This is a genomic window from Microbacterium songi (assembly GCF_042747925.1).
Taxonomy (GTDB): Bacteria; Actinomycetota; Actinomycetes; order Actinomycetales; family Microbacteriaceae; genus Microbacterium.
In genome coordinates this window covers 148,463-169,851 of sequence record NZ_JBHZIE010000011.1, presented here as the reverse complement: position 1 = coordinate 169,851, position 21,389 = coordinate 148,463, and the positions used below count along the sequence as shown (strand labels likewise).

Here is a 21,389-nt window from a genome sequence, read left to right as displayed (position 1 = left end):
CCGCTCAGCCGGGGCTTCGGGCGCGTAGTGCCCGGCTGAGGCGTGTGGGTGATGTGGTGACGGGTCTCCACTGCTTCTCGGGGTCCCATGCGGATGGGCCGCGTATTTCGGGGATGCCGTTGTTCGTCCGGATTTTCCATCCGTTCGAATCGAGGGTGCGGTGGTGCCACCAGCAGAGCAGGACACCGTTGTCGGTATGGGTGGGTCCGCCCCGGGAGTGCTCCGTGACGTGGTGGATTTCGCACCATGCGGGAGGGACGTGGCAGCCGGGGATGAGGCATCCCCCGTCGCGGAGGGTGATCGCCCGGCGCTGGTAGGCGGCGAACACCCGGTCGACGATGCCGATCCCCACGATCCGGCCGCCCGCATCGGAAGTCACCCGTTGCACCCCACCCGTGCACGCGACCTGCCGGGCCACGGCGAGGGAGACCGGTTCGTCACACCCGTCGAGGTGAGCGTGACCCCGACCCGACACAAGATCCTCAGCAGTCACGGACACGACGAGTGTCGGGGCCGCGCCCCCGATCGACGGCACCGCGCCCGATTTCGCCGCGACCGTGAGGACCATCGCGAGCGCGTCATGCTGCCGCATCACCCGCGTACGCGGATCAGTCGCGTCTCCGAGGGCCGGGTCTTCCAGAGCCGCGTCCTTGAAAATCGTGTCCGCACCCGGGTCTCCACGGTCGGTGAACCTCGGCCCAGCGGGGGCATCGGGTCCGACGGTCTTGGGGTTGAGGATGCTGTCGAACAAGCGTTGTAGTTGCGACGCGACTTCGGGCAGCAGAACCCCACGGCACGGCACCATCCCGTCCCGGCACACGCCGATGGTGAACGCCCTCTTCCGCAGCGCACGGGTCTCGCGCGGCTCGGCACCGTCCTGATCCAGATACGCCGCCCACACCTGCGCCTGCAACCGCAGATCATCAACGCCCGGACACGGGCCACCGTCCACCCCCACCCCGCGAGCCGATGCCGCGAGCTCCGCATCCGCGACCAAACGCGCACCCCGGTCGCACTGCGCCGCAGTCAGCGTTCCGACGACCGCGACCAGGGCCTCCAGCCCCACGACCCCATCCGCCGCCGCCTCACGCAGCGCCGGATACGTGGCGGGGAGAACCTCACCCGTCGACACCCCCACCGGCTGCTGCAGGGCTCGCGCTGCCTTCACGATGTCACCTGCCGTCCGACCGGAGGCGAGCGTGGTGCGCTGGACCAGCTCCTTCAACGACCGGCAGCCGAACCGGGTGGTGGGCCGCTCCGGATACGGCGCGACCTCCCCCCGCTCCTCCAACTCGGCAACCGCGCCCACCAGGAGCGCCTCGGCCTGCCGGGCGATCACCGATGCCCCCCGCACCAGCGTCAGCAATACCTCGTCATCCATGCCCCGCAGCTCGCCCGACCGATACGCCCGACCCACCACCGCACCGAGCGTCAACTCGACCTGTCGGAGCGTGTCAGCGAGTGCTTCCATACCCCCCATTCTGCCGAGGACCACCGACATCAACCCGACGAAAACAACCAGATCAAACCATGATTCGAAGTCCTGTGGATAACCGAGGAAATGCCCTCGTAACGGCGTCATGCGGACGACTCGATGGCGTCGGTGTAGCGCGCGCGGATAGACGATGATCCGAAGACCCGCTACTCGAAGGACGCGCTTTCGGTCGACGCGTGGCAGCGGACGCTCGACGACCTTGACGTCCCGCGCTGACCGATGGGCATACTGGACGTGTGACTCCCGAGGACGTGCACGCGTACTGCTCCGCAAAATGGGGTGCGTGGGAAGATCAGCCTTGGGACGGCGATGTGGTCTTCAAGATAGGTCCGGCTGAGCGAGGCAAGATCTTCGCCTTCCTCGGGGACGGGACGTCCGTCGGAGTCAAGTCCGGCACCACCCGTCAAGAGGCTGACGAGTGGCTGATCCGATATCCGAAGGACGCCGACGTCTCGGCGTACATCGGACGTTGGGGGTGGAATCGGCTGAGCACCCGCGGCGGTATCCCGGACGATGAGCTTCGTGAGGCGATCGACCGGTCCTACGAACTCGTCATGGCAGGACTGCCGAAGAAGTTTCGCGGACCGAGCGATGAGTAGCGTGCGTGCGGGTGATCCTCGGGCTACCCGACCTCACATCGTGATCCCCCGCCGCACCATCCACGACTCCGGATCGGTCAGCTGCGTGAAGCCGAACTTCTCGTACAGGGTGTGCGCATCTGCGGTGAACAGGGCCGTTCGCTTGAGCCCGAGCGGTTCCAGGTCGCCGATGATGCCCTGCATGATGCGCTTCCCGACACCTCTGCCGCGCGCCGTGGGGTCGACGAACACGTCTGCGATCCATGCGAACGTCGCGCCGTCGGTGATGGCCCGCGCGTAACCGAGCTGTTCACCGGTCTCCGCATCGAACACGCCGTAATTGCGGGAGCCGGCCATCGCCGCCTCGTGAGTGGTGCGAGTGCGACCCTTCGCCCAGTACGACTCCTCGGAGAGCCAGCGGAGCACGCGATCGACGTCCATCGCCATCGCGTCGGAGGAGAAGACCAGACCATTCGACATACGTCGATGAAAGCATCCGGTGCGCCTTCGCCGGGGTGGCCAACTGCTCGCAAGTGGACTGGGCACCATCGCGGGACGGCCCGCACACCGATGCACGTGCACCCCCGCCGGTGCGCGATGGAACGGGTCCGATCGGGCCCCGTGGTTAGGCTCGGGACATGAGCTTCCTCCCGACGTCGCGCGACGGTCGCACGGCGCTCTTGATCGCCGTCGGGTCTTTCGTCGGCGCGATCGCGGTGTGGCTCGGCGTCTTCGCCTTCACGAGCTCCCTGATCGACTCCGGCGATCGCGACGTGAGCCGCAGCACCACCGGCCCTCCCACCGCGCGATAGGCCGACCGCCCGATCAGTCGCTCAGAGCCGCTCGATGATGGTCGCGTTCGCCATCCCGCCGCCCTCGCACATCGTCTGCAGCCCGTATCGACCGCCGGTCGCCTCGAGGTGCGCCAACAGCGTGCCGAGCAGACGTGTCCCCGACGAGCCGAGGGCGTGGCCGAGGGCGATCGCGCCACCCCAGGGGTTGAGCCTGGCGGGATCGGCGCCGAGCTCGATCGCCCACGCCAGGGGCACCGAGGCGAAGGCCTCGTTCACCTCGTAGGCGTCGAGGTCATCGATTCCGAGCCCCGCGCGCTCGAGGACGCGCTTCGTCGCGGGGATCGGCCCGGTCAGCATGAACAGCGGATCATCGCCCACGACGGCGAAGGAGCGGAAGCGTGCGCGGGGCCGGAGCCCCAGCTCGTCAGCCCTCGCCTCGGTCATGATGAGCGCGGCCGACGCGCCGTCCGTGAGAGGCGAAGAGCTTCCCGCCGTGATGTTCCATTCCAGCTCGGGGAAGCGGGCGGCGAGCGCGTCGGTGCGGAAGGCGGGGCGGAGGTCGGCGAGGGTCCCGGTCGTCGTGCTCGCACGCACCGTCTCATCGGCGATCACGTCACCCACGGGCACGAGCTGGGAATCGAAGAGCCCGCGGGCCGCGGCATCCGCTGCTCGTCTGTGCGATTCCGCGGCATACGCGTCCAGCTGCGACCTCGACAGCCCCCACCGGTGGGCTATCAGCTCGGCCGACACGCCCTGGTTCACAAACCCTTCGGGGTAGCGGGCGCGCAGCTTCGGCGACATCGGCGACCCGGCCACGGAGGCCGACGTGCCGAGCGGCACACGGCTCATCGATTCCACTCCCCCGGCGATCACGACGTCGTACGCTCCGGCCATCACGCCCTGCGCGGCGAAGTGCACCGCCTGCTGGCTCGATCCGCACTGACGGTCGATACTCGTCGCCGGAACGGACTCGTCGAAGCCCGCCGCGAGCACAGCCTGTCGCGCGATGTTCGAGCTCTGCTCCCCGACCTGGCTGACGCAGCCCAGCAGCACGTCGTCGATCATGGCTGAATCGAGCCCGTTGCGTTCGAGGAGGGCGGAGAGGACGCCGGCCGCCAGATCGACGGGGTGCACGTCACTCAACGCGCCGCCGGGCTTCCCCCGCCCCGACGGGGTGCGCACCACATCGACGACGACGGCCGTGGCGGACATCAGTCGGCCGCCTCCGCGGGCCGGTCCGAGGTCTTGTTCGCCGCATCATCGGCGTAGCCGTCGACGTGCCGCTCGTCGGGACCGTTGTAGGCCGAGAGCGGACGGATCAGCGCGTTGGACGCGGTCTGCTCCATGATGTGCGCGGTCCACCCGACCACGCGCGCGGCCACGAAGAGCGGCGTGAACGTGAGGGTGTCGAACCCCATCAGGTGGTACGCCGGGCCCGACGGATAGTCGAGGTTCGGATAAATGCCCTTCCGCCCGACGAACTCCGACTCGAGCGTGTCATAGAGCTCGGCGAGGTCCCGCGCCTCGGGACGCTCGGGCGTGTAGTGCTCCACGAGGGTGTCGAGCGCCGCCTTCATCGTCGGCACACGCGAGTCCCCGCGCTTGTACACACGGTGGCCGAAGCCCATGATCTTGCGCTTCTCCGCCAGGGCGGTGTCGAGCCACGGCCCCACATTCGCCGCCGTTCCGATGTCGTCGAAGATATGCATGACGGCCTCGTTCGCCCCGCCGTGCAGGGCGCCCTTGAGCGCGCCGATCGCTCCGACGACCGCCGAGTAGAGGTCTGCGGTGGTCGACGTGATCACGCGGGCGGTGAACGTCGACGCATTGAAGGAGTGCTCGGCGTACAGGATCATCGACACCGTGAACGCGTCGCGGACGACATCGTCGGGTTCTTCTCCGAACGTCATCCAGAGGAAGTTGGCCGAATAGTCCAGATCGTCCCTCGGATCGACGAGGGCCTGCCCCCGACGCCGACGCTGGTCGTAGGCGACGATCGCGGGGATCTTGGCCAGCAGCAGCTCGCTCTTGCCGAGATCGGATGCCGCGGAGTTGTCGCCCGCCGCAGAATCAGAGGCGCCGATCACCGAGACGGCGCTGCGCACGACGTCCATCGGATGGGAGTCCATCGGCAGGAGGTCGATCACCTGCTTGACGTTCTCGTCGAGGGTGCGGTGGGCGTGCTCGAAGCGCTCGAGCTCGGCCAACTGCGCGGCATTCGGCAGTTCGCCGTGCCAGAGGAGGTAGGCGACCGCCTCGAACGACTGCGTCGCGGCGAGCTCCTGCACGGGGTAGCCGCGGTAGAGCAGCGAGTTGGTGTCGGGGTTCACCTTCGAGACGGCCGTGTAGTCCACGGTTACTCCGGCGAGGCCCTTCTTGATGTCGGGTTCGGTCATCGTGCTGCCTATCTCTGGATGTCGAAAGTGAAGATGCTGCTGTCGAAGCGGTTGTAGCCCTCGTAGTCGATCAGGTCGTAGAGGTCGGCGCGATGCTGCATCTCGCCGAGCGTCGAGGTGAGGTGCCCCTCGTCGTCAAGAGTGTCGAGCGCGCGACCGGCGGCCCCCATCGCGATGCGCAGCAGCGACACCGGCCAGATGACGATGTTCACGCCCGCACTCCGCAGCTGGTCGGTCGTGAACAGCTCGCTCTTGCCGAACTCGGTCATGTTGGCCAGGATCGGCACGTCCAGCGCCGCACGCATCGCCTCGAACTCGCCGAGGGTGCGCATCGCCTCGGGGAAGATCGCGTCGGCACCCGCATCGACCAGCGCCTTCGCCCGGTCGATGGCCGCGTCCAGGCCCTCGACCGCGGCGATGTCGGTGCGCGCCATGATCAGGAAGTTCGGATCACGTCGGGCATCCACCGCGGCGCGGATCCGCTTGATCGCCGTGCCCTCGTCCACGACGGCCTTCCCGTCGAGGTGACCGCAGCGCTTCGGATTGATCTGATCCTCGATGTGGGTACCCGCGAGACCCGCGTCCTCCAGGGTCTGGATGGTGCGGGCGACGTTCATCGGCTCGCCGAACCCGGTGTCGGCGTCGATGATGGCCGGCAGATCGGTCATGCGCGCGATCTGCTGGCCGCGACCGGCGACCTCGGTCAGAGTGGTCAGGCCGATGTCGGGCAGCCCCAAGTCGGCGCTGAGCACTGCGCCCGAGATGTAGACGCCGTCGAACCCCTTCTGCGCGATGAGCCGGGCGCTCAGCGGGTTGAACGCTCCTGGAAACCGCAGCAGCTCACCGCTCGCGAGACGCTCGCGGAGCATCCGCCTCTTCTCGGCCGCCGGCGTGGAGGAGTACAACATCAGAACAGGCCCTTCGGGGCCGGCGCCATCGCCAGCACGCCCGCCTTCGCCACGATCGAAAGCTGCAGCACCTCGTCGGCCGTCAGGTCGGGAAGACGCTGCACGAGCTCGAGGAACCGCTCGATCTCTCCCTGCTCCAGCACGGGCTCGGCGAGCAGGCGGAACTTGCGGATGTAGTCCTCCCGCGCGAACGGTCGAGCGCCGAGCGGGTGGGCGTCGGCGACCGCGATCTCCTCGACGAGCTCGCCGCCGTCGGCGAAGCGGACGACGACCCTGCCCCCGAACGCCTTCTCGGCGGGATCCTCCGAGTGGTAGCGGCGCGTCCACTCGGCGTCCTCGGCGGTCGTGACCTTCTGCCACAGGGCCACGGTGTCGTCGCGTCCCGCGCGCTCGGGAGCGTAGGAGTCGACGTGATGCCAGGCTCCGTCCTGGAGGGCGACCGTGAAGATGTACGGGATGGAGTGGTCGAGCGTTTCCCGCGACGCGGCCGGGTCGTACTTCTGCGGGTCGCCCGCACCGGATCCGATCACGTAGTGCGTGTGATGACTCGTGTGCAGCTCGATCGAGGCGACGTTGTCGGGCGTGAACGCGCCGGGGTGCTCGTCGTGGAGCTTCCGTGCGAGGTCGATCCAGGCCTGTGCCTGATACTCGGCGGAGTGCTCCTTCGTATAGGTGTCGAGGATGCCGCGCTTGGATTCGCCCGGAGCGGGAAGCGGCACATCGTACGCGGCGTCGGCGCCGTCGAGCAGCCACGCGATGACTCCGTCCTCGCCCTCGTAGATCGGCGACGGGCTCGTCTCGCCGCGCATTGCTCGATCGACGGCTTCGACCGCCATCTTGCCGGCGAAGGCCGGAGCGTGCGCCTTCCACGTCGAGATCTCGCCCTTGCGCGACTGCCGCGTCGCGGTCGTCGTGTGCAGCGCCTGCCCGACGGCTTGATAGATCGTCTCGGCCGGCAGCCCGAGCAGCGTGCCGATGCCGGCGGCGGCCGAGGGCCCGAGGTGCGCGACGTGGTCGATCTTGTGCCTGTGCAGCGAGATGGCGCGGACCAGGTCGACCTGCACTTCATAGCCCGTCGCGATGCCGCGGATGAGCGCCTCCCCGTCGGCGCCGGTGTGCTGCGCCACGGCGAGGATCGGCGGGATGTTGTCGCCGGGGTGCGAATACTCCGCGGCGAGGAATGTGTCGTGGTAGTCGAGCTCGCGCACGGCCACACCGTTCGCCCACGCCGCCCACTCGGGGCTCGAGCGGCGGGTGAGGGCGCATCCGAAGATCGTTCCGCCCTTGCCGCTGATCGACACGGCATGGTCGAGCGCCTGCTGCCGGGCGGCGCTGACCGGTGCGCGTGTCAGTGACGCCGCGGCCACGGCGGCGTTGTCGATGAGCCGGTTCACGATCATGTCGATGACGTCGTCGTCGACGCCTACGGGGTCGGCCGCGACCTCGGCGATCTTCCAGGCCAGTTGGTCTTCGCGCGCGAGCGGTTCTTCGCTCCGGTAGACGCGCACGTGATGAAGGACGGTCATGCTGCTCCTCGGTGGGTGGTCGCTGCCGCATCGAGGGACTCGAGGATGCTGATCAGCGCGTTGTGCAGGTGGATGTGGGTGGCGTGTGCGGCGAGCTCGCCGTCGCGGGCGGCGATCGCGGCGGCGATCAGGCGGTGTTCGGCGACGGATGCCGCGAGCCGGTCGGGATTGTCGCGCGCGAGCCGGCGCACGCGCACGAGGTGCGTGCGGATCGTGCGCAGCGCCGACGTCAGGTAGTCGTTGCCGACGGCGGCGTCGAGCTGGGCATCGAAACGGGCGATCAGTGCGTAGTAGTCGTCCCTGCCCGCGTCGCCGTCGAGGCGCGCCTCGCCGAACGCCGCAGCCAGCTCGGCGAACGTGCGGATCGCTGCGGCATCGGCCATCTCGGCCGCTCTCCGCGTCGCCATCTCTTCGAGCGCGCGCCGCACGTCGAAGAGTTCGCGGATGTCGTCGGCATCCACGCCGGTGACGACGGTGACCCGCGCGGACTGCTGCGCGACCAGTCCGTCGGCGGCCAGTCGCCCCAGCGCTTCACGCAGCGGGGTGCGGCTCACGCCCAGGCGGGTGGCCTGCTCGACCTCGCCGAGGACGGTGCCGGGCGCCAGCGTTCCGTTCTGGATCTCATCGAGCAGGGTGCGGTACGCACGATCACTGGCTCGCATGGTCCCGATTGTATACATCAGCCCGCCACAGACGCAATGATCGCCATTTTCCCCCGCCTTCGGTATACACAAAGGCGGATCCGGTTCGATCGGGGCCACGGCACCCCTCGGCGTTCTAGCCTTCTACCGTGGGAGATCCGGCGTACGCCTCCGATGAGCGCGGCGAGCTCGCGGCGCTCCGCGAGCGCGCCTACGGTCCGGCCTCCGACATCGTGCAGGATCCCCAAGCCCTCGCCCGGCTCGATGAACTCGAAGACCGCGCGCGCCTTGCCCGTGAGCAGGCGATCGCCGGGGCCTCTGCCGCGGCCGCCGTCAGGGACACCGGGGTCGGAGCGGAAAGCCCCATCGGGGGGCTGCGCCGCTGGCACACGGCGTCGGTCGCGCTCACCGCCGGCGCCGCGCTGGTCCTCGGGTTCGCGGCGTTCGGGCGGGGCGCCGCGTCGAGCGATATCCCGGTCGTGGAGGACCAGGACTGGGCGATGGCCGTCCCGATGTCGCCGTCGGCAGGCTACGCGGAGTACCTCGACCATCTGCGGGGCGAACTCCTCGCCGAGCCCGGCATGTCGGCGATCGCGGTGCGCCTCATCCGCGACGAACTCCGCCCGTACGGCAGCCTCTACGGGCGCAGCGTCTGGAGGGGATCGACCACCGATCGCCAGTACTGCATGATCATCGACGACACGCCCCGGCCCGCGATCGGCTGCATCTGGAGCAACCCGGCGCGCACCGAGTCCGTGTCGATCACGCTGCCGGCAGGATTCACGACGTCGGCGTTCGATGTGGCCGCCGTGCCCGGAACGCCGATCGTCTACACCCTGATGCCGGGCGGACACGTGACGGTCGCCCCCGTGACCGACGCCTCCGCGCCCTGACGCCGCTCGTACGGAGCCGACCGCGCGCAGCCGATGCGTCAGCGCGCAGTCAGAGCTGCGCGGCCTCCGCGAGATGCTTCTCCAGCGCGTCCAGTGCGGGGCGCTGGCCCTTCACGAGCCTCGACCGCGCGGCATCCATCGACGTCCATTCGGCCCGGTCCACCTCCGGGTAGCGGGCACGGCGGCCGGATCGCGGCGGCCACTCCAGCTCGAATTCGCCGAACGCGAAGCCGGATGCCTCGAACCCCGCGCCGTCCGCGATGAAGACGACGACCTTCTTGCCCGACGAGTACACGAAGGTGCCGAGTTCGGCGTACGGGCCGTCGGGCGGCTGTACTCCGAGTTCCTCCACGAACTCACGGTGGGCGGCTTCGAGCGCCCTCTCACCCTCGGGGTCGAACTCGCCCTTGGGGATCGACCAGGCGGCGTCGTCCTTGGACGCCCAGAACGGACCGCCCATGTGCGCGATCAGCACCTCGGTGCGGGACGCGGTGTCGTTCGCGGCGTCGTTCGCCACGGGGAGGCGATACAGCAGCAGGCCGGCGCTCCAGATGGGCATCCGCCCATGATCCCACCCCGGCACGCAGAAGGCGCCGGAGTCGACGAACGACTCCGGCGCCATGCCCTGCGGTACGCGATCAGGTCAAGCGGGCCTTGGGCGAGGACGTGTAGGTCTGCTCGCCGTCGGTCACCGCGACGCCCGACAGCGTCTCGTCGATCGCCGACATCGTCTCGGCGTCGAGCGTGACCCCCGAGGCCTTGACGGTGTCTTCGAGCTGCTCGGGACGGGATGCCCCGACCAGGGCTGCCGCGATGTTGGGGTTCTGCAGCACCCACGCGATGGCGAGCTGCGGCATCGAGAGACCCGCCGCCTCGGCGATCGGTTTGAGCTTCTGCACCGCGGTCAGCACATCGTCCTCGAGCAGGCGCTTGATGAACTGCGCCCCGCTCTTCTCGTCGGTCGCGCGCGAGCCGTCCGGGACCGGCTGCCCCGGGAGGTACTTTCCGCTCAGCACGCCCTGCGCCATCGGCGACCAGACGACCTGCGAAATGCCGAGCTCTTCCGAGGTGGGGACGATCTTGTCCTCGATGACCCGCCAGAGTGCCGAGTACTGCGGCTGGTTCGAGATGAGCTGGATGCCGAGCTCCTTCGCGAGGGCGTGCCCGTCGCGCAGCTGCTCGGCCGTCCACTCCGAGACGCCGATGTAGAGGACCTTGCCCTGCCGCACGGTGTCGGCGAACGCCTGGAACGTCTCCTCGAGCGGCGTCTCGTAGTCGAACCGGTGCGCCTGATAGAGGTCGATGTAGTCGGTGCCGAGGCGGGTGAGCGACCCGTTGACCGAGTCCATGATGTGCTTGCGGCTCAGTCCGGTGTCGTTCGGGCCGCCGGGACCGGTCGGGAAGTAGACCTTGGTGAAGATCTCCAGCGACTCACGGCGCTGACCCTGGAGAGCCTTGCCGAGCACCGTCTCTGCGGCGGTGTTGGCGTAGACGTCGGCGGTGTCGAAGGTCGTGATACCGAGGTCGAGTGCCTTGTGGACCGTGGCGACCGCCGCGTCGTCGCCGACCTGCGAGCCGTGGGTGATCCAGTTTCCGAGCGTGATCTCCGAGACTTTGAAACCACTGTTGCCGAGATATCGATAATTGACCATTGGTCAACGCTAACAACTCGTTCGTGCCGGCGGGCAGTCTCAGGCGACGGGAGTGGCCGCCGCGACGCGCTCGTCGTCCTCGGTCGCGACCAGCTGTCCGCACGCGCCGTCGATCTCCTTGCCGCGGGTGTCGCGCAGCGTGGTGGGGATGCCCGCGTCGTTGAGCCTGCGCACGAACTCGTTCTGCACACTCACGTCGGACGCCGTCCAGATCGAGCCGGGGGTCGGGTTCAGCGGGATCGGATTGACGTGCACCCATCCGCGGCCGCGCTCGTTGAGCTTGACCGCCAGCAGGTCTGCGCGCCACGCGTGGTCGTTCATGTCCTTGATGAGGGCGTACTCGATGGAGACGCGACGCCCGGTGGCGTCGAAGTAGGCACGCGCGGCATCCAGGGCCTCGTCGACCTTCCATTTCGAGTTGACGGGGATCAGCTCGTCGCGCAGGTGATCGTCGGGCGCATGCAGCGACAGCGCGAACGTGACCGGCACGTCCTCGGCGGCGAGCTTGCGGATCGCGGGCACGAGTCCCACCGTCGAGACGGTGATGCCGCGCGCGCTCATGCCGAGCCCGTGCTTCTTGTCGACCATCACGCGGACGGCGTGCATCACGCGCGCGTAGTTGGCGAGGGGCTCGCCCATCCCCATGAAGACGATGTTGCTGACCCGCTCGGCGGAGTGGTCGTCCTTCTTCTTGCCGCCGAGACCGCCATCGGCGATGAGGCGATTCGCGCGCACGATCTGCTCGATGATCTCGGCCGCCGACATGTTGCGCGTGAGGCCTGCCTGTCCGGTCGCGCAGAACGGGCAGTTCATGCCGCATCCCGCCTGGGAGGAGACGCACAGCGTGATCCGGCCGGGGTATCGCATCAGCACCGACTCGACCAGCGCGCCATCGTGCAGCTTCCAGAGGAACTTGATCGTGTCGCCCTTGTCCGTCTCGAGTCGTCGCACCTCGGTCAGCAGCGGCGGCAGCATCCCGTGCACGAGTTCTTCGCGGCCATCGGCCGGCAGGTCGGTCATGCGCTCGGGGTCGCTGGTGAAATGCGTGAAGTAGTGCTTCTCGAGCTGCGTCGCGCGGAAGCCCGGGAAGCCGAGCTCCTTCAGTTTCGCCACGCGCTCGTCGGCGGTCAGGTCGGCCAGATGAACGGGCGGCTTGCCCCGCTTCGGGCTCGCGAACTGCAGGAGCGGGCGGCCGGTCTCGTCGGTCTTCTGCTTCCAGCCCTCGGTGGCCGGGCGCACCTGGCGGGGCTTCGTGGCGCGCACGGGAGAGGGCTCGGTCATGCTCTCAGGGTACCGGCCGCACCTGCGCGTCGGCCGGGCGCGCCCGCGAACTACGCTGAGCGGGTGGTGCCCCTCGACAACCTCCTCGCATTCGCACTCGCGGCACTCGTGCTGATCCTCGTGCCCGGCCCCGCGGTCCTGTTCTCGGTGGGGCGGACGCTGGCGCTCGGCCGCATCGGCGGTCTGCTCAGCGTTCTCGGGGTGACGCTCGCGCTCATCCCGATCGTGGCCCTGGTTGCCCTCGGCGTCGGCGCCGTCGTCGCCCGCTCCGACGTCCTGTTCACCGTGCTCAAGGTCGCCGGTGCGCTGTACCTGATGTTCCTCGGCGTGCAGGCGATCCGCCACCGCAAGGACGCCGCCGCCGCGGTGGACGCGGCATCGCTCCCCCGCTCGCACGGACGCCAGTTGTGGCAGGGGTTCGTCGTGGGCATCACGAACCCGAAGACGATCGCGTTCTTCGTCGCCGTGCTGCCGCAGTTCGTCGATGTGGGCGCCGGAGCCGTGCCGCTGCAGATGATGGAGCTCGGCCTGGTCTTCTCGGTGATCGCCGTCGTCTCCGACAGCGCATGGGTGCTCGCGGCCGCCGCCGCCCGCCAGTGGTTCGCACGTTCCCCGCGCCGCATCGAGACGCTGTCGGCCACCGGCGGCGGGCTGATGATCGGGCTCGGCGGCATCCTGCTCCTGACCGGGAGCAGACACTGACAGCCGGCCGGTCCGATCCTGCATCCCCTCCCCACGAATGGTGCGAGTCTGGTTCCATGAGTTCTCGCCGCATCGCCTTCCTCGACGTCGACGGCACCCTGATCGACCATGATCAACGCCTCGCCCCCTCGGCCGTCGCGGCGGTCCGGGGGGCGAGGGCCGCCGGGCATCTGGTCTACATCTGCACGGGCAGGTCGCGCGCCGAGATCTCCCCGGAGGTGCTCGACATCGGCTTCGACGGCGTCATCTCGGCCGGCGGGGGCTTCATCGAGCGCGACGGCGAGCTGCTCGCCGCCCACACCATGCCCGAAGACGCCGTCCGGGAACTCATCGCATTCTTCGCCCAGAACGACGTCGAGTACACGCTGCAGGGCTATGAGGGGGTCTACCCGAGCGAGGGCGTGCTGTCACGCCTGGCTCCGATGTTCACGGCGCGGGGCTGGGACATCGCGGATGCCTCGAGCGACATGATCCGGCTCGCGGACAAGTTCGCCTATCGCGGTGCCGTCCCCCTCGAGGGCATCGCGAAGGCCACGTTCTTCGGCGATTCCGATCGGACGTTCGCGACGGTCCGTGACGGGCTCGGCGACCGGTTCCACGTGGTCACCGGGACGATTCCGTACCTCGGACACGCGGGGGGCGAAGTGAGCCTGAGGGGTATGAACAAGGGCGCGGCCCTCGTCGAGCTCGTGGGCGTGGTCGGGCTCACCGCCGCGGACGCGATCGCGATCGGCGACGGGTCGAACGACCTCGAGATGCTGCAGGTCGCGGGCGTCGGGATCGCCATGGGCAACGCCGACGATGTCGTCAAGGCGCACGCCGACGAGACCACCACGAGCGTCCATGACGACGGAGTGTGGACCGCGTTCGTCCGCCACGGCCTGGTCCAGAGCGCGTAGCGTTCTGATCACAGGTCGCATCACGCCCTGATTCAGCGATGAGAGGGCTGCTGTGCCCGCGGACGACGGCATCGAAGACGAGCTCGCGCTCCTCCGGCGCCGTGCCTACGCGCCCGACGCCGACATCACCGTGGACGATGCGGCGCTGGCGCGGCTCGCACAGCTGGAGGAGGCGGTGCGCGTCGACCGCCGCGCGCGGATCGCCGCCGAGACCGCCGCAGAGGCGGTCGCTGCGGACGCCATCCCACCGCGCGCGGCCGAGGTCCCACCCGCGGAGCCCGACGCGGCCGAGCCGAGGACCGACGCGATCGCGCCCGAGACGATGCGCGCAGCACCGCGACGTCGCGCGTGGCACACCGCCGCGGTGATCACCGTGGCGGTGGTGGCGTGCGCGCTGGCGGCGACGGTCGGGGTCGCACGCGATCGCCCCGTGGCCGCCCCGACCCCCTCGCTCGTGGCGGTCGGGCCTCTCGACAGCGATCCGTCTGCGCGCACCCTGCTCGAGCTGCCGGTCGACGGCGCGCCCGTCGCCTACTTCGATCAGGGCGGACGCGGAGACCCTCCGGGCTTCCCCATCCCCGAGGGGCTCGCGTGGACGATGTGGTTCGGCGAGTACTACGGACGGGAGCTGTGGCTCGCCCGCGCCCAGGGCGGCGCCCCGTGCGTCGCAGCGGTCCACGAAGACGATGTGGTCTCGCGGTGCGCGGTGGTGGAGCCATTCGGGCCCGACGGCGTGAATGTCCTCGTCGCGTATGCGGACATCGCCCCCGACGACCGACCCGAGGGGATGCAGCCGGGGCAGAGCATCGCCTACTGGTGGCCCTCCGGTGGCCCCTTGCGCATCGAGATGGGCACGCCCGGGCCGGATCCGGGCTAGCGATCAGTCGAGGAAGATGTCGGGATAGAGCGCCTCGTCGGGAGTGCCGGGCACGGCCGCGTACCCCGAGAAGTCGGTGACACCGGCATCTGCCAGAACGTCCTCGACGACCAGCGTCTGCCCGGTGTAGGAGCGCGCGGGCTTGAGCATGACCTCGTACGCCGCGTCGGCGTAGACGGCCGGCGTGCGGCTCGCCTTCATGAGCCGGTCGCCGCCGAGCACGTTCTGCACGGCGGCGGTCGCGATGGTGGTCCGCGGCCACAACGTGTTCGCTGCGATGCCGTCGTCGGCGAATTCCGCCGCGAGACCGAGCGTCGCCATCGTCATCCCGTACTTCGCCAACGTGTAGCCCGTGTGGGCGCCGAGCCATTTCGGACTCAGGTTGAGCGGGGGCGACAGCGACAGGATGTGCGGGTTGCCGCTGTCGCGCAGCATCGGAACCGCGGCGCGACTGAGCATGAAGGTGCCGCGCACATTGACGCCCTGCATGAGGTCGTACTTCTTGGCCGACAGCTCGAGCGAGCCCGACAGATCGATGACCGAAGCGTTGTTGACGACGACGTCGATGCCGCCGAATTCGCCCTGGGTCTTCAGGACGGCCTCGGTGATGTCGTCGTCGTTGCGGACATCGCCGACGATCGCAAGCGCCTGACCGCCGGCATCCCGAATCTGCTGCGCCGCGGTGTGGATCGTGCCTTCCAGGCGCGGGTGGGGGGTGTCGGTCTTCGCCAGCAGGGCGATGTTCGCGCCGTCGGCCGCGGCGCGCAGGGCGATGGCGAGCCCGATGCCGCGGCTGCCTCCCGACATGAGGATGGTCTTTCCGGCGAGGGTCGAGGCGGTCATGCGGTCTCCTGAGGGGCGGGCTTTCGAACGGATGCCGCGGCGAAGGCCGCGATGCGGGCATGCGCGTCGTCGGTGTCGAGGGCGGCGCCGATCGCGTGCGCCTCGGCATCGAGCTGGTCGGCGAACGGGGTGAGCGCCGCCGAGCGCACGAGGTGCTTGGCCTGACCGTACGCGGCGGTGGCGTTCTCGAGCCAGAAGCGCGCGATCCTCTCGGCACGGGTGGTGACATCGTCGGGGGCGACGACCTCGGCCACGAGGCCCCATTCGCGGGCTTCGGCGGCGGTCAGCAGACGGTCCTGCAGCACGAGCTGCAGCGCACGACGCTCCCCGACCGCGCGGGCCAGCTGCGCCGACACCGACAGGTCGGGGGTGAGTCCGATGTTCGCGTACAGGCTGCCGATGCGGGAGTTCTCGCCGACCACGGCGTAGTCGCTGCACATCAGGATGCCGAGCCCGCCGCCGGCGGTCGTGCCCTGCGCGGCGGCCACCACGGGCTTGGACGACTCGGTGAGGGCTCGGATGCCGCGGTTGATGACTTTCGCGAGGTCGGTGATCTCGCTGCCGTCGTGCATCTCGGTGGCCATCGCGATGACGTCGCCGCCGGCGCAGAAGTGGGGTCCGGCGGCCCCGATCAGGATCGCGCCCACGTCGTCGCGTGACACGGCGTCGGTCGTGGCATCCGCCCACGCGTGCGCCAGCTCGGCGTTGAACGCGTTGAGACGGGCGGGACGGTTGAGGATGAGCCGTGCCAGGCCGTCCTCGACGGTGTAACGGAGGGCTTCCGCGTGCGCGGCGGGGGGAATCTCGGTCATGCCGATCCTTACTTCGGGGCCATGCGGATGGCACCGTCCAGGCGAATGGTCTCGCCGTTGAGGTAGCCGTTCTCGACGATACTCATCGCCAGCTGTGCGTACTCGTCAGGGCGACCGAGACGAGCGGGGTAGGGCACCTGCTGACCGAGCGAGTCCTGCGCGGCCTGTGGGAGCCCCGCGAGCATCGGCGTCTCCATGATCCCGGGCGCGATCGTGCAGACGCGGATGCCGTAGCGGGCGAGCTCGCGCGCGATCGGGAGCGTCATCGCGTGCACGCCCCCCTTGCTGGCCGCGTACGCCGGCTGACCGATCTGTCCATCGAAGGCCGCGACGCTGGCGGTGTTCACGATCACTCCGCGGTCGCCCGAGTCGGCATCGGGTTCGGTGCGGGCCATGACGGCGGATGCCTGGCCGATGACGTTGAACGTGCCGACGAGGTTGATCGCGATGATGCGTGCGAAGTCGTCGAGCGACGACGGATTGCCCTCGCGGTCGAGCACCTTCGCGGGGGGCGCGATGCCGGCGCAGTTGATCACCACGCGCAGGGGGCCCGCCGTGGATGCGGCGTCGACGGCGACCGCGACCTCTTCGACGCTCGTGACGTCCGCCGGCGCGAAGATGCCCCCGAGTTCGGCGGCGACGTCGGCGCCGGCCGAGCCCGGCAGGTCGACGATCGTGACGACGGCGCCGGCCGCCGCGAGGCGACGCGCGGTCGCGAGACCCAGGCCGCTGGCACCGCCGGTGACGAGAGCGGCGGACCCGTCGAGCGAGCCCGCTCGTCGGGAGGCTCGGGGTGACGCGCCGGCGGCCGGAGGGGGGAGCATGCGTTCTCCTTCGAACGGGGCTGAGGAATTCCGTCTCAGCCTAACCGGAACTCAGTTTCATCCGAAGTCCGCCGCCGCCTCCCCGGCGCCGAGGTCCTCCGGGTGGGTCAGGCGCCACCACTCGGTCGGCGGGTCGATTCCGCCCTCGAGCTCGATGGTCGCCGTGGCCGTGTGGGGTCCTGCCGTCCAGGTGATCAGTCCGACGACCTCGCCGTCCCGGTACTCCACGGGCGTCGTCGTCTGCATCGACACGGTGATGGGCGTATCGGACCACGTGAAGATCGATGCATCCTCCCCCACGACGATGCGCGCCGTGGAACCCCACGGCGTCGAGTACGAGCCCAGGTCCTGGCCCGCCGTGGCGAGCGGCACGTCGTGGAAGCCCGCCCGGATGCTGTCGATCAGGGCCACCACGTCCCGGTCGACGGACGCGCGCGACGATCCGCCGAGCACGACGCCCGTGAGGCTGAGCGGGCCGGCGGGTCCGGCGTCGATCGACGCCGTGTACAGCAGGCTGTAGCTCCCCTCGCCCAGATTGCCCGTCTTGAGCCCCGTGACGCCGTTCGTGCCGAGGAGGTCGTTCGTGCTGGACATCGTCCCGGGACCGGGGAGAGTGAGCGACGGCGTCGCGGCGATCTCGGCGATCACCGGGTCGGCGGCGGCCAGCGTGCCGAGGGCGATGAGGTCGGTCGGAGTGCTGGTGTTGCGCGGGCTGTTCCCCGTCGGCTCGACGATCGTCGTGCCGGTCAGCCCGTTCTTCTCCAGCCACGCGGCCGTCGCGTCGAGGTACGCACCCTGAGAGCCGAACGCCCACGTCGACACGGCCTCCGCGTAGTTGCTCGCCGAGGGGATCAGGATGGTGGCCAGGGCGTCGTGCAGCGACATCGTGCTGCCTGTCGGCATCGCCGCGATCGTCGCTCCCCGCAGGTAGTACTCGTCGTACAGGTCGTGGTCGGCTTTCGAGAACGTGATCTGCGGTCCCGGATCGCCCACCCCGAGCGGGTACGCGTCGAGGATGACCATCGCCGTGATCAGCTTGCTGATACTCGCGATCGGACGCGCCTCCTCCGTGCCGCTCGCGAACCGGATTCCCGCATCGCCGAGATATTCCTGCCCGCCGGACACGTGGAGCGCCGACGCACCTTCGGCCGGGAGTGCGATGACGGCCGGCGCGGTGACGGGGACCGCGGGCGTCTGCGACACGACCGTGGGCGCCGCGGTCGGCACCGTCAGGGCCCACGCGACGTAGCCGCCCCCGGCGGCGAGGAGCAGCGCCAGCACGAGGACCACGACGATCCAGCCACGGCGTCGACGCGCCCTCCGCGCGGCCCGCTTCGCCTCGTGGTCCGGGTCGAAGAGCTCGCCCTCGGCGCTCATCAGCTCGGTGAGGCCGGCGAGTCCCTCCGTCACTCGTAGCCGATCAGCCAGGTGACGCCGAAGCGATCGACGACCTGGCCGTCGTGGGCCCCCCACGGGCGGGCCTGCAGCGGATCCTTCACCGACCCGCCGTCGGCGAGCGCATCGAACCAGACCGCGAGCATGTCGGGGTCTGCCGCTCCGAGGAGCGAGAAGAGCACGCCCTGCAGCACGAGCGGGTCGTCGTCCGGACCCGCGTCGGCGCCGAACAGGTCGACGGGCCCGCTGAGGATGCCGTGGGCGATCGCCTCGGGCGGGCCGTCCGTGCGACCGAAGTCGGCGAGCGTGTGCAGTGTCAGGTCACCGCCGAAGATCCCGTGGTACGCCGTCAGCGCCTCCCGCGCGGAGCCGGAGAAGTGCAGGTAGGGGACGAGTCCGCTCATGCCTCGGACGATAGCGCACGCATCCGACGGGCGACACGGGCGCGGCATCCGTCCCCGTCTTGCACCCGTGGCGCCAGGCCCTCGCCGCCGGCCGGGCATCCGCGTCATCCGCTTCACGAACTCCACACCACTCGCGCGAACTTCGCAGACGTCCGGCCAGATTCTGCGCCCTGCGCGCCGATCTGCGGAGTTCGCGTGCCGGACGCCACCCACCCGCCTCACATCCCGAGAACGAACGTCCAGGTCCCCGCGAGCACGGCGGCGATGACGGATGCCGTGGCGATCGCCACCGAGATCGCCACGACGACTCCGTCCCGGGCGTGCAGGCGAGAGGGTCGCGCCCAGGTGCGCGGCACGTCGGCGCCGAACCCGCGTGCCTCCATGGCGGTGGCGAGTTTGGTGCCGCGCCGGATGGCGAGCACGAACAGAGCGAACGCCTGCCCGGCGAACCGGCGCAGCCGCCCGGTGTCCGCGATCCCTCGTGCACGGCGGGCGAGCGACAGTTCGCGCCAGTCCTCCACGAGCAGACCGACCAGCCGCAACCCGGCGAGCGCGCCCAGTACGAAGCGCGGCGGCAGCCGCAGTATCTGCCCGAGCCCGTCGGCGAGGTCGGTCGGGTCGGTCGTGGAGAACAGCACGATCCCGGGCACCGCGATTGCGAGGACCCTCAGGAAGATCGCGAGCGCGAGGTCGATCGACCCGTCGCTGACGCGCAGCAGCCCCCACTCCAGGTACACCTCGCCGGCGGGTCGGCCGTAGAGCACGGTCGCACCCGCGGCGATCGCCGCACCGACGACGATCGGCCAGCTCCGGAGCCACAGTGGCCGCACGGCCACTCCCGTGAACGGCAGCAGCGCGAGGGTGAGGACGAGCGTCACGGCCGCGGACACCGGGTCGATCGAGAGGAGCAGGGTGAGGGTGAGCACGGCCGCGGCCACGAGCTTGGCGATCGGGTTGACGGCCCCGAGCCGGCTGTCCCTCAGCTCGTCCGACAGCAGGCTCACGCGCCACCCTCCCCGGCCGGTCCGAGGACGAGCTCGTCGTCGGCGAGCGCCTCCACGAGCGCGCGGTCGTGCGTCACGATCGCGATGGCCGTCCCGTCGGCGCGGACGTCGTCGATGAGGTCGGCGAGCTCGCGCCACGTGCGCGCGTCCTGGCCGTACGTCGGCTCGTCGAGCACGAGCACGAGCGGCCTCGTGGCCAGCGCCGTCGCGACCGTCAGCCGGCGCTTCTCACCTCCCGACAGGGTGAACGGATTGACGTCCGCGAGGTGCGACAGCCTCAGCCGCTCGAGCAGCGGGTCCACGCGTGCGCGGGTCGCGGCATCCGACAGCCCCAGGGCCCGCGGCCCCACCGCGAGCTCGTCGCGTACCCGCCGGGTGAGCAGCTGATGCTCGGGTTCCTGGAACACCGTGCCGATGCGGGTGAGCAGATCACGGGCCCGCCAACGCTCGGGGTCGGGTCCACGGTCGCCGCGCAGCGCGGGCGCCGCGACCAGCCCGCCCGCGACGCGCGGGAGCAGACCGGCGACCGTCATCGCCAGCGTGGATTTGCCCGCGCCGTTGGGTCCGGTGATCGCGAGCGTGCGACCGCCGGCGAGGGAGAGATCGATTCCGGATGCCGCGACCCCGGACGTCTTCGAACCGAACGGTCGTCGACCCACCGCGAGTCCCGTCGCGGTGAGCAGCGTGGGCGCGTCGTCGGTACGGGGCCGGCGGCGGTGCCCGGGCGGGACCCCCGGCACCCACACGCCGGCGTCCGTCAGCACCGTGGCCGAGGACGCGAAGACCGCGGCAGGAGGGCCGTCCGCGAGCAGCCCCTCGGGGCCGAGGACGACGACCCGGTCGACGTGGGCGGCCCAGAGGTCCACACGATGCTCGACCACGACCAGGGTCGCCCCCGAAGCGGCCGACACCGCGAGCACGGCGTCGCGCACGTCCTCGGCGCCGGCGGGGTCGAGGTTGGCGGTCGGCTCGTCCAGCAGCAGCAGACCCGGGCGCATCGCGACGATGCCCGCGAGTGCGAGCCGCTGCTTCTGCCCGCCCGACAGACGTGACGTGGGGTGGTCCCGCCCGACGTGCAGGCCGACGGCCTGCAGTGCCGCGTCGACGCGGGCCCAGATCTCGTCGCGGGGGACGCCGAGGTTCTCGCACGCGAAGGCGACGTCGTCGCCGACGCGCGCGAGGACCACCTGGGCATCCGGATCCTGCAGCACGAGCCCCGCTCTGCCGCGGGCACTCGCCGCCGGGACGCCGCCGATCGTCAGGTCGCCGGTGCTGTCGCCGTCCTCCTCGTCGCCGAGCACTCCGGCGAGGCCCTGCAGAATGGTGCTCTTCCCCGACCCGCTCGCGCCCAGGAGCAGCACGCGCTCCCCCGGATCGATCCGCAGATCGAGCCCCGAGACCGCCCACCGGCGCCGACCGCCGTGGCGCCACCCCCATCCGCGGGCGACGACGGGCAACCCGCCCG

Annotated in this window: 23 protein-coding genes; 6 read left to right on the top strand and 17 right to left on the bottom strand. The window is 70.1% G+C overall.

What is annotated here, in order from left to right:
- Positions 1–4 precede the first annotated feature (4 nt).
- Entirely contained in the window at positions 5–1,471 is a 1,467-nt protein-coding gene (locus ACFM35_RS14665) for an HNH endonuclease signature motif containing protein (protein ID WP_378843356.1), read from the bottom strand.
- A 260-nt stretch (positions 1,472–1,731) separates the two neighbouring features.
- Between ACFM35_RS14665 and ACFM35_RS14660 the strand changes: the two genes are divergently transcribed.
- Complete coding sequence (locus tag ACFM35_RS14660) at positions 1,732–2,094, top strand: MmcQ/YjbR family DNA-binding protein (protein ID WP_378843354.1); 363 nt, start codon at positions 1,732–1,734, stop codon at positions 2,092–2,094.
- Between the two features lie 33 nt (positions 2,095–2,127).
- Here the strand turns inward: ACFM35_RS14660 and ACFM35_RS14655 are convergent, their stop codons facing one another.
- Entirely contained in the window at positions 2,128–2,553 is a 426-nt protein-coding gene (locus ACFM35_RS14655; RefSeq protein ID WP_378843352.1) for a GNAT family N-acetyltransferase, read from the bottom strand.
- A gap of 158 nt (positions 2,554–2,711) precedes the next feature.
- Between ACFM35_RS14655 and ACFM35_RS14650 the strand changes: the two genes are divergently transcribed.
- Positions 2,712–2,885, top strand: coding sequence for a hypothetical protein (locus ACFM35_RS14650; RefSeq protein WP_378843350.1), 174 nt, complete (start codon positions 2,712–2,714; stop codon positions 2,883–2,885).
- 21 nt (positions 2,886–2,906) lie between these two features.
- Here ACFM35_RS14650 and ACFM35_RS14645 read toward each other — a convergent pair whose 3' ends face one another.
- Genes ACFM35_RS14645 through ACFM35_RS14625 form a run of 5 tightly spaced genes read right to left on the bottom strand, consistent with a single transcriptional unit; the run spans position 2,907 to position 8,359 of the window.
- Positions 2,907–4,079 carry a thiolase family protein gene (locus ACFM35_RS14645; RefSeq protein ID WP_378843348.1) on the bottom strand — a complete coding sequence of 391 codons (1,173 nt, stop codon included), beginning with the start codon at positions 4,077–4,079 and terminating at the stop codon, positions 2,907–2,909.
- Positions 4,079–5,263, bottom strand: coding sequence for a bifunctional 2-methylcitrate synthase/citrate synthase (locus tag ACFM35_RS14640; protein WP_378843346.1), 1,185 nt, complete (start codon positions 5,261–5,263; stop codon positions 4,079–4,081). Before ACFM35_RS14640 ends, ACFM35_RS14645 begins: the two co-directional genes overlap by 1 nt.
- 8 nt (positions 5,264–5,271) lie before the next feature.
- Positions 5,272–6,171: a methylisocitrate lyase gene (gene prpB, locus ACFM35_RS14635; protein ID WP_378843344.1), complete on the bottom strand. Its 900-nt coding sequence runs from the start codon at positions 6,169–6,171 to the stop codon at positions 5,272–5,274.
- The gene (locus ACFM35_RS14630) at positions 6,171–7,697 is read right to left on the bottom strand and encodes an MmgE/PrpD family protein (RefSeq protein ID WP_378843342.1); all 1,527 of its coding nucleotides are present in this window, start codon (positions 7,695–7,697) and stop codon (positions 6,171–6,173) included. The genes prpB and ACFM35_RS14630 overlap by 1 nt, the downstream gene beginning before the upstream one ends.
- Positions 7,694–8,359, bottom strand: a complete 666-nt coding sequence (locus ACFM35_RS14625; protein WP_378843340.1) for a GntR family transcriptional regulator — start codon at positions 8,357–8,359, stop codon at positions 7,694–7,696. The genes ACFM35_RS14630 and ACFM35_RS14625 overlap by 4 nt, the downstream gene beginning before the upstream one ends.
- 128 nt (positions 8,360–8,487) lie before the next feature.
- Here ACFM35_RS14625 and ACFM35_RS14620 point away from each other — a divergent pair, with 128 nt between their 5' ends.
- Entirely contained in the window at positions 8,488–9,231 is a 744-nt protein-coding gene (locus tag ACFM35_RS14620; RefSeq protein WP_378843338.1) for a hypothetical protein, read from the top strand.
- 49 nt (positions 9,232–9,280) lie between these two features.
- Here ACFM35_RS14620 and ACFM35_RS14615 read toward each other — a convergent pair whose 3' ends face one another.
- The 3 genes from ACFM35_RS14615 to rlmN form a co-directional block, all read right to left on the bottom strand.
- On the bottom strand, positions 9,281–9,790 hold the full coding sequence (locus ACFM35_RS14615) for an NUDIX hydrolase (protein WP_378843336.1): 510 nt from the start codon (positions 9,788–9,790) through the stop codon (positions 9,281–9,283).
- Between the two features lie 79 nt (positions 9,791–9,869).
- Entirely contained in the window at positions 9,870–10,883 is a 1,014-nt protein-coding gene (locus ACFM35_RS14610; RefSeq protein ID WP_378843334.1) for an aldo/keto reductase family protein, read from the bottom strand.
- 39 nt (positions 10,884–10,922) lie between these two features.
- Positions 10,923–12,164, bottom strand: coding sequence for a dual-specificity RNA methyltransferase RlmN (rlmN, locus tag ACFM35_RS14605; RefSeq protein WP_378843332.1), 1,242 nt, complete (start codon positions 12,162–12,164; stop codon positions 10,923–10,925).
- Positions 12,165–12,227: 63 nt separating this feature from the next.
- Here rlmN and ACFM35_RS14600 point away from each other — a divergent pair, with 63 nt between their 5' ends.
- Genes ACFM35_RS14600 through ACFM35_RS14590 form a run of 3 tightly spaced genes read left to right on the top strand, consistent with a single transcriptional unit; the run spans position 12,228 to position 14,642 of the window.
- A complete protein-coding gene (locus tag ACFM35_RS14600; RefSeq protein WP_378843330.1) occupies positions 12,228–12,866 on the top strand; it encodes a LysE family translocator in 639 nt (212 codons plus the stop codon).
- 56 nt (positions 12,867–12,922) lie between these two features.
- Entirely contained in the window at positions 12,923–13,765 is an 843-nt protein-coding gene (locus ACFM35_RS14595; protein WP_378843328.1) for a Cof-type HAD-IIB family hydrolase, read from the top strand.
- Between the two features lie 52 nt (positions 13,766–13,817).
- Positions 13,818–14,642, top strand: coding sequence for a hypothetical protein (locus ACFM35_RS14590; protein ID WP_378843326.1), 825 nt, complete (start codon positions 13,818–13,820; stop codon positions 14,640–14,642).
- 3 nt (positions 14,643–14,645) lie between these two features.
- Here ACFM35_RS14590 and ACFM35_RS14585 read toward each other — a convergent pair whose 3' ends face one another.
- The 7 genes from ACFM35_RS14585 to ACFM35_RS14555 form a co-directional block, all read right to left on the bottom strand.
- Positions 14,646–15,485: an SDR family oxidoreductase gene (locus ACFM35_RS14585; RefSeq protein WP_378843324.1), complete on the bottom strand. Its 840-nt coding sequence runs from the start codon at positions 15,483–15,485 to the stop codon at positions 14,646–14,648.
- On the bottom strand, positions 15,482–16,297 hold the full coding sequence (locus ACFM35_RS14580; RefSeq protein ID WP_378843322.1) for an enoyl-CoA hydratase/isomerase family protein: 816 nt from the start codon (positions 16,295–16,297) through the stop codon (positions 15,482–15,484). Before ACFM35_RS14580 ends, ACFM35_RS14585 begins: the two co-directional genes overlap by 4 nt.
- An 8-nt stretch (positions 16,298–16,305) precedes the next feature.
- The gene (locus ACFM35_RS14575; RefSeq protein WP_378843320.1) at positions 16,306–17,121 is read right to left on the bottom strand and encodes an SDR family NAD(P)-dependent oxidoreductase; all 816 of its coding nucleotides are present in this window, start codon (positions 17,119–17,121) and stop codon (positions 16,306–16,308) included.
- 57 nt (positions 17,122–17,178) lie between these two features.
- A complete protein-coding gene (locus ACFM35_RS14570; protein ID WP_378843318.1) occupies positions 17,179–18,531 on the bottom strand; it encodes a D-alanyl-D-alanine carboxypeptidase family protein in 1,353 nt (450 codons plus the stop codon).
- The gene (locus ACFM35_RS14565; RefSeq protein ID WP_378843316.1) at positions 18,528–18,920 is read right to left on the bottom strand and encodes a VOC family protein; all 393 of its coding nucleotides are present in this window, start codon (positions 18,918–18,920) and stop codon (positions 18,528–18,530) included. The genes ACFM35_RS14570 and ACFM35_RS14565 overlap by 4 nt, the downstream gene beginning before the upstream one ends.
- A 218-nt stretch (positions 18,921–19,138) precedes the next feature.
- Entirely contained in the window at positions 19,139–19,924 is a 786-nt protein-coding gene (locus ACFM35_RS14560; RefSeq protein ID WP_378843314.1) for an energy-coupling factor transporter transmembrane component T family protein, read from the bottom strand.
- Positions 19,921–21,381, bottom strand: coding sequence for an ABC transporter ATP-binding protein (locus ACFM35_RS14555; RefSeq protein WP_378843312.1), 1,461 nt, complete (start codon positions 21,379–21,381; stop codon positions 19,921–19,923). Before ACFM35_RS14555 ends, ACFM35_RS14560 begins: the two co-directional genes overlap by 4 nt.
- Positions 21,382–21,389 lie beyond the last annotated feature (8 nt).

What these genes read in the sequence shown, in the direction of transcription:
- ACFM35_RS14610 (WP_378843334.1), bottom strand. Translation starts at nt 10,883, where the DNA reads ATGGTCAATTATCGATATCTCGGCAACAGTGGTTTCAAAGTCTCGGAG.
- ACFM35_RS14650 (WP_378843350.1), top strand. Translation starts at nt 2,712, where the DNA reads ATGAGCTTCCTCCCGACGTCGCGCGACGGTCGCACGGCGCTCTTGATC.
- ACFM35_RS14630 (WP_378843342.1), bottom strand. Translation starts at nt 7,697, where the DNA reads ATGACCGTCCTTCATCACGTGCGCGTCTACCGGAGCGAAGAACCGCTC.
- ACFM35_RS14645 (WP_378843348.1), bottom strand. Translation starts at nt 4,079, where the DNA reads ATGTCCGCCACGGCCGTCGTCGTCGATGTGGTGCGCACCCCGTCGGGG.
- ACFM35_RS14565 (WP_378843316.1), bottom strand. Translation starts at nt 18,920, where the DNA reads ATGAGCGGACTCGTCCCCTACCTGCACTTCTCCGGCTCCGCGCGGGAG.
- ACFM35_RS14665 (WP_378843356.1), bottom strand. Translation starts at nt 1,471, where the DNA reads ATGGAAGCACTCGCTGACACGCTCCGACAGGTCGAGTTGACGCTCGGT.
- ACFM35_RS14625 (WP_378843340.1), bottom strand. Translation starts at nt 8,359, where the DNA reads ATGCGAGCCAGTGATCGTGCGTACCGCACCCTGCTCGATGAGATCCAG.
- ACFM35_RS14615 (WP_378843336.1), bottom strand. Translation starts at nt 9,790, where the DNA reads ATGCCCATCTGGAGCGCCGGCCTGCTGCTGTATCGCCTCCCCGTGGCG.
- ACFM35_RS14580 (WP_378843322.1), bottom strand. Translation starts at nt 16,297, where the DNA reads ATGACCGAGATTCCCCCCGCCGCGCACGCGGAAGCCCTCCGTTACACC.
- ACFM35_RS14595 (WP_378843328.1), top strand. Translation starts at nt 12,923, where the DNA reads ATGAGTTCTCGCCGCATCGCCTTCCTCGACGTCGACGGCACCCTGATC.
- ACFM35_RS14655 (WP_378843352.1), bottom strand. Translation starts at nt 2,553, where the DNA reads ATGTCGAATGGTCTGGTCTTCTCCTCCGACGCGATGGCGATGGACGTC.
- rlmN (WP_378843332.1), bottom strand. Translation starts at nt 12,164, where the DNA reads ATGACCGAGCCCTCTCCCGTGCGCGCCACGAAGCCCCGCCAGGTGCGC.
- prpB (WP_378843344.1), bottom strand. Translation starts at nt 6,171, where the DNA reads ATGTTGTACTCCTCCACGCCGGCGGCCGAGAAGAGGCGGATGCTCCGC.
- ACFM35_RS14585 (WP_378843324.1), bottom strand. Translation starts at nt 15,485, where the DNA reads ATGACCGCCTCGACCCTCGCCGGAAAGACCATCCTCATGTCGGGAGGC.
- ACFM35_RS14575 (WP_378843320.1), bottom strand. Translation starts at nt 17,121, where the DNA reads ATGCTCCCCCCTCCGGCCGCCGGCGCGTCACCCCGAGCCTCCCGACGA.
- ACFM35_RS14640 (WP_378843346.1), bottom strand. Translation starts at nt 5,263, where the DNA reads ATGACCGAACCCGACATCAAGAAGGGCCTCGCCGGAGTAACCGTGGAC.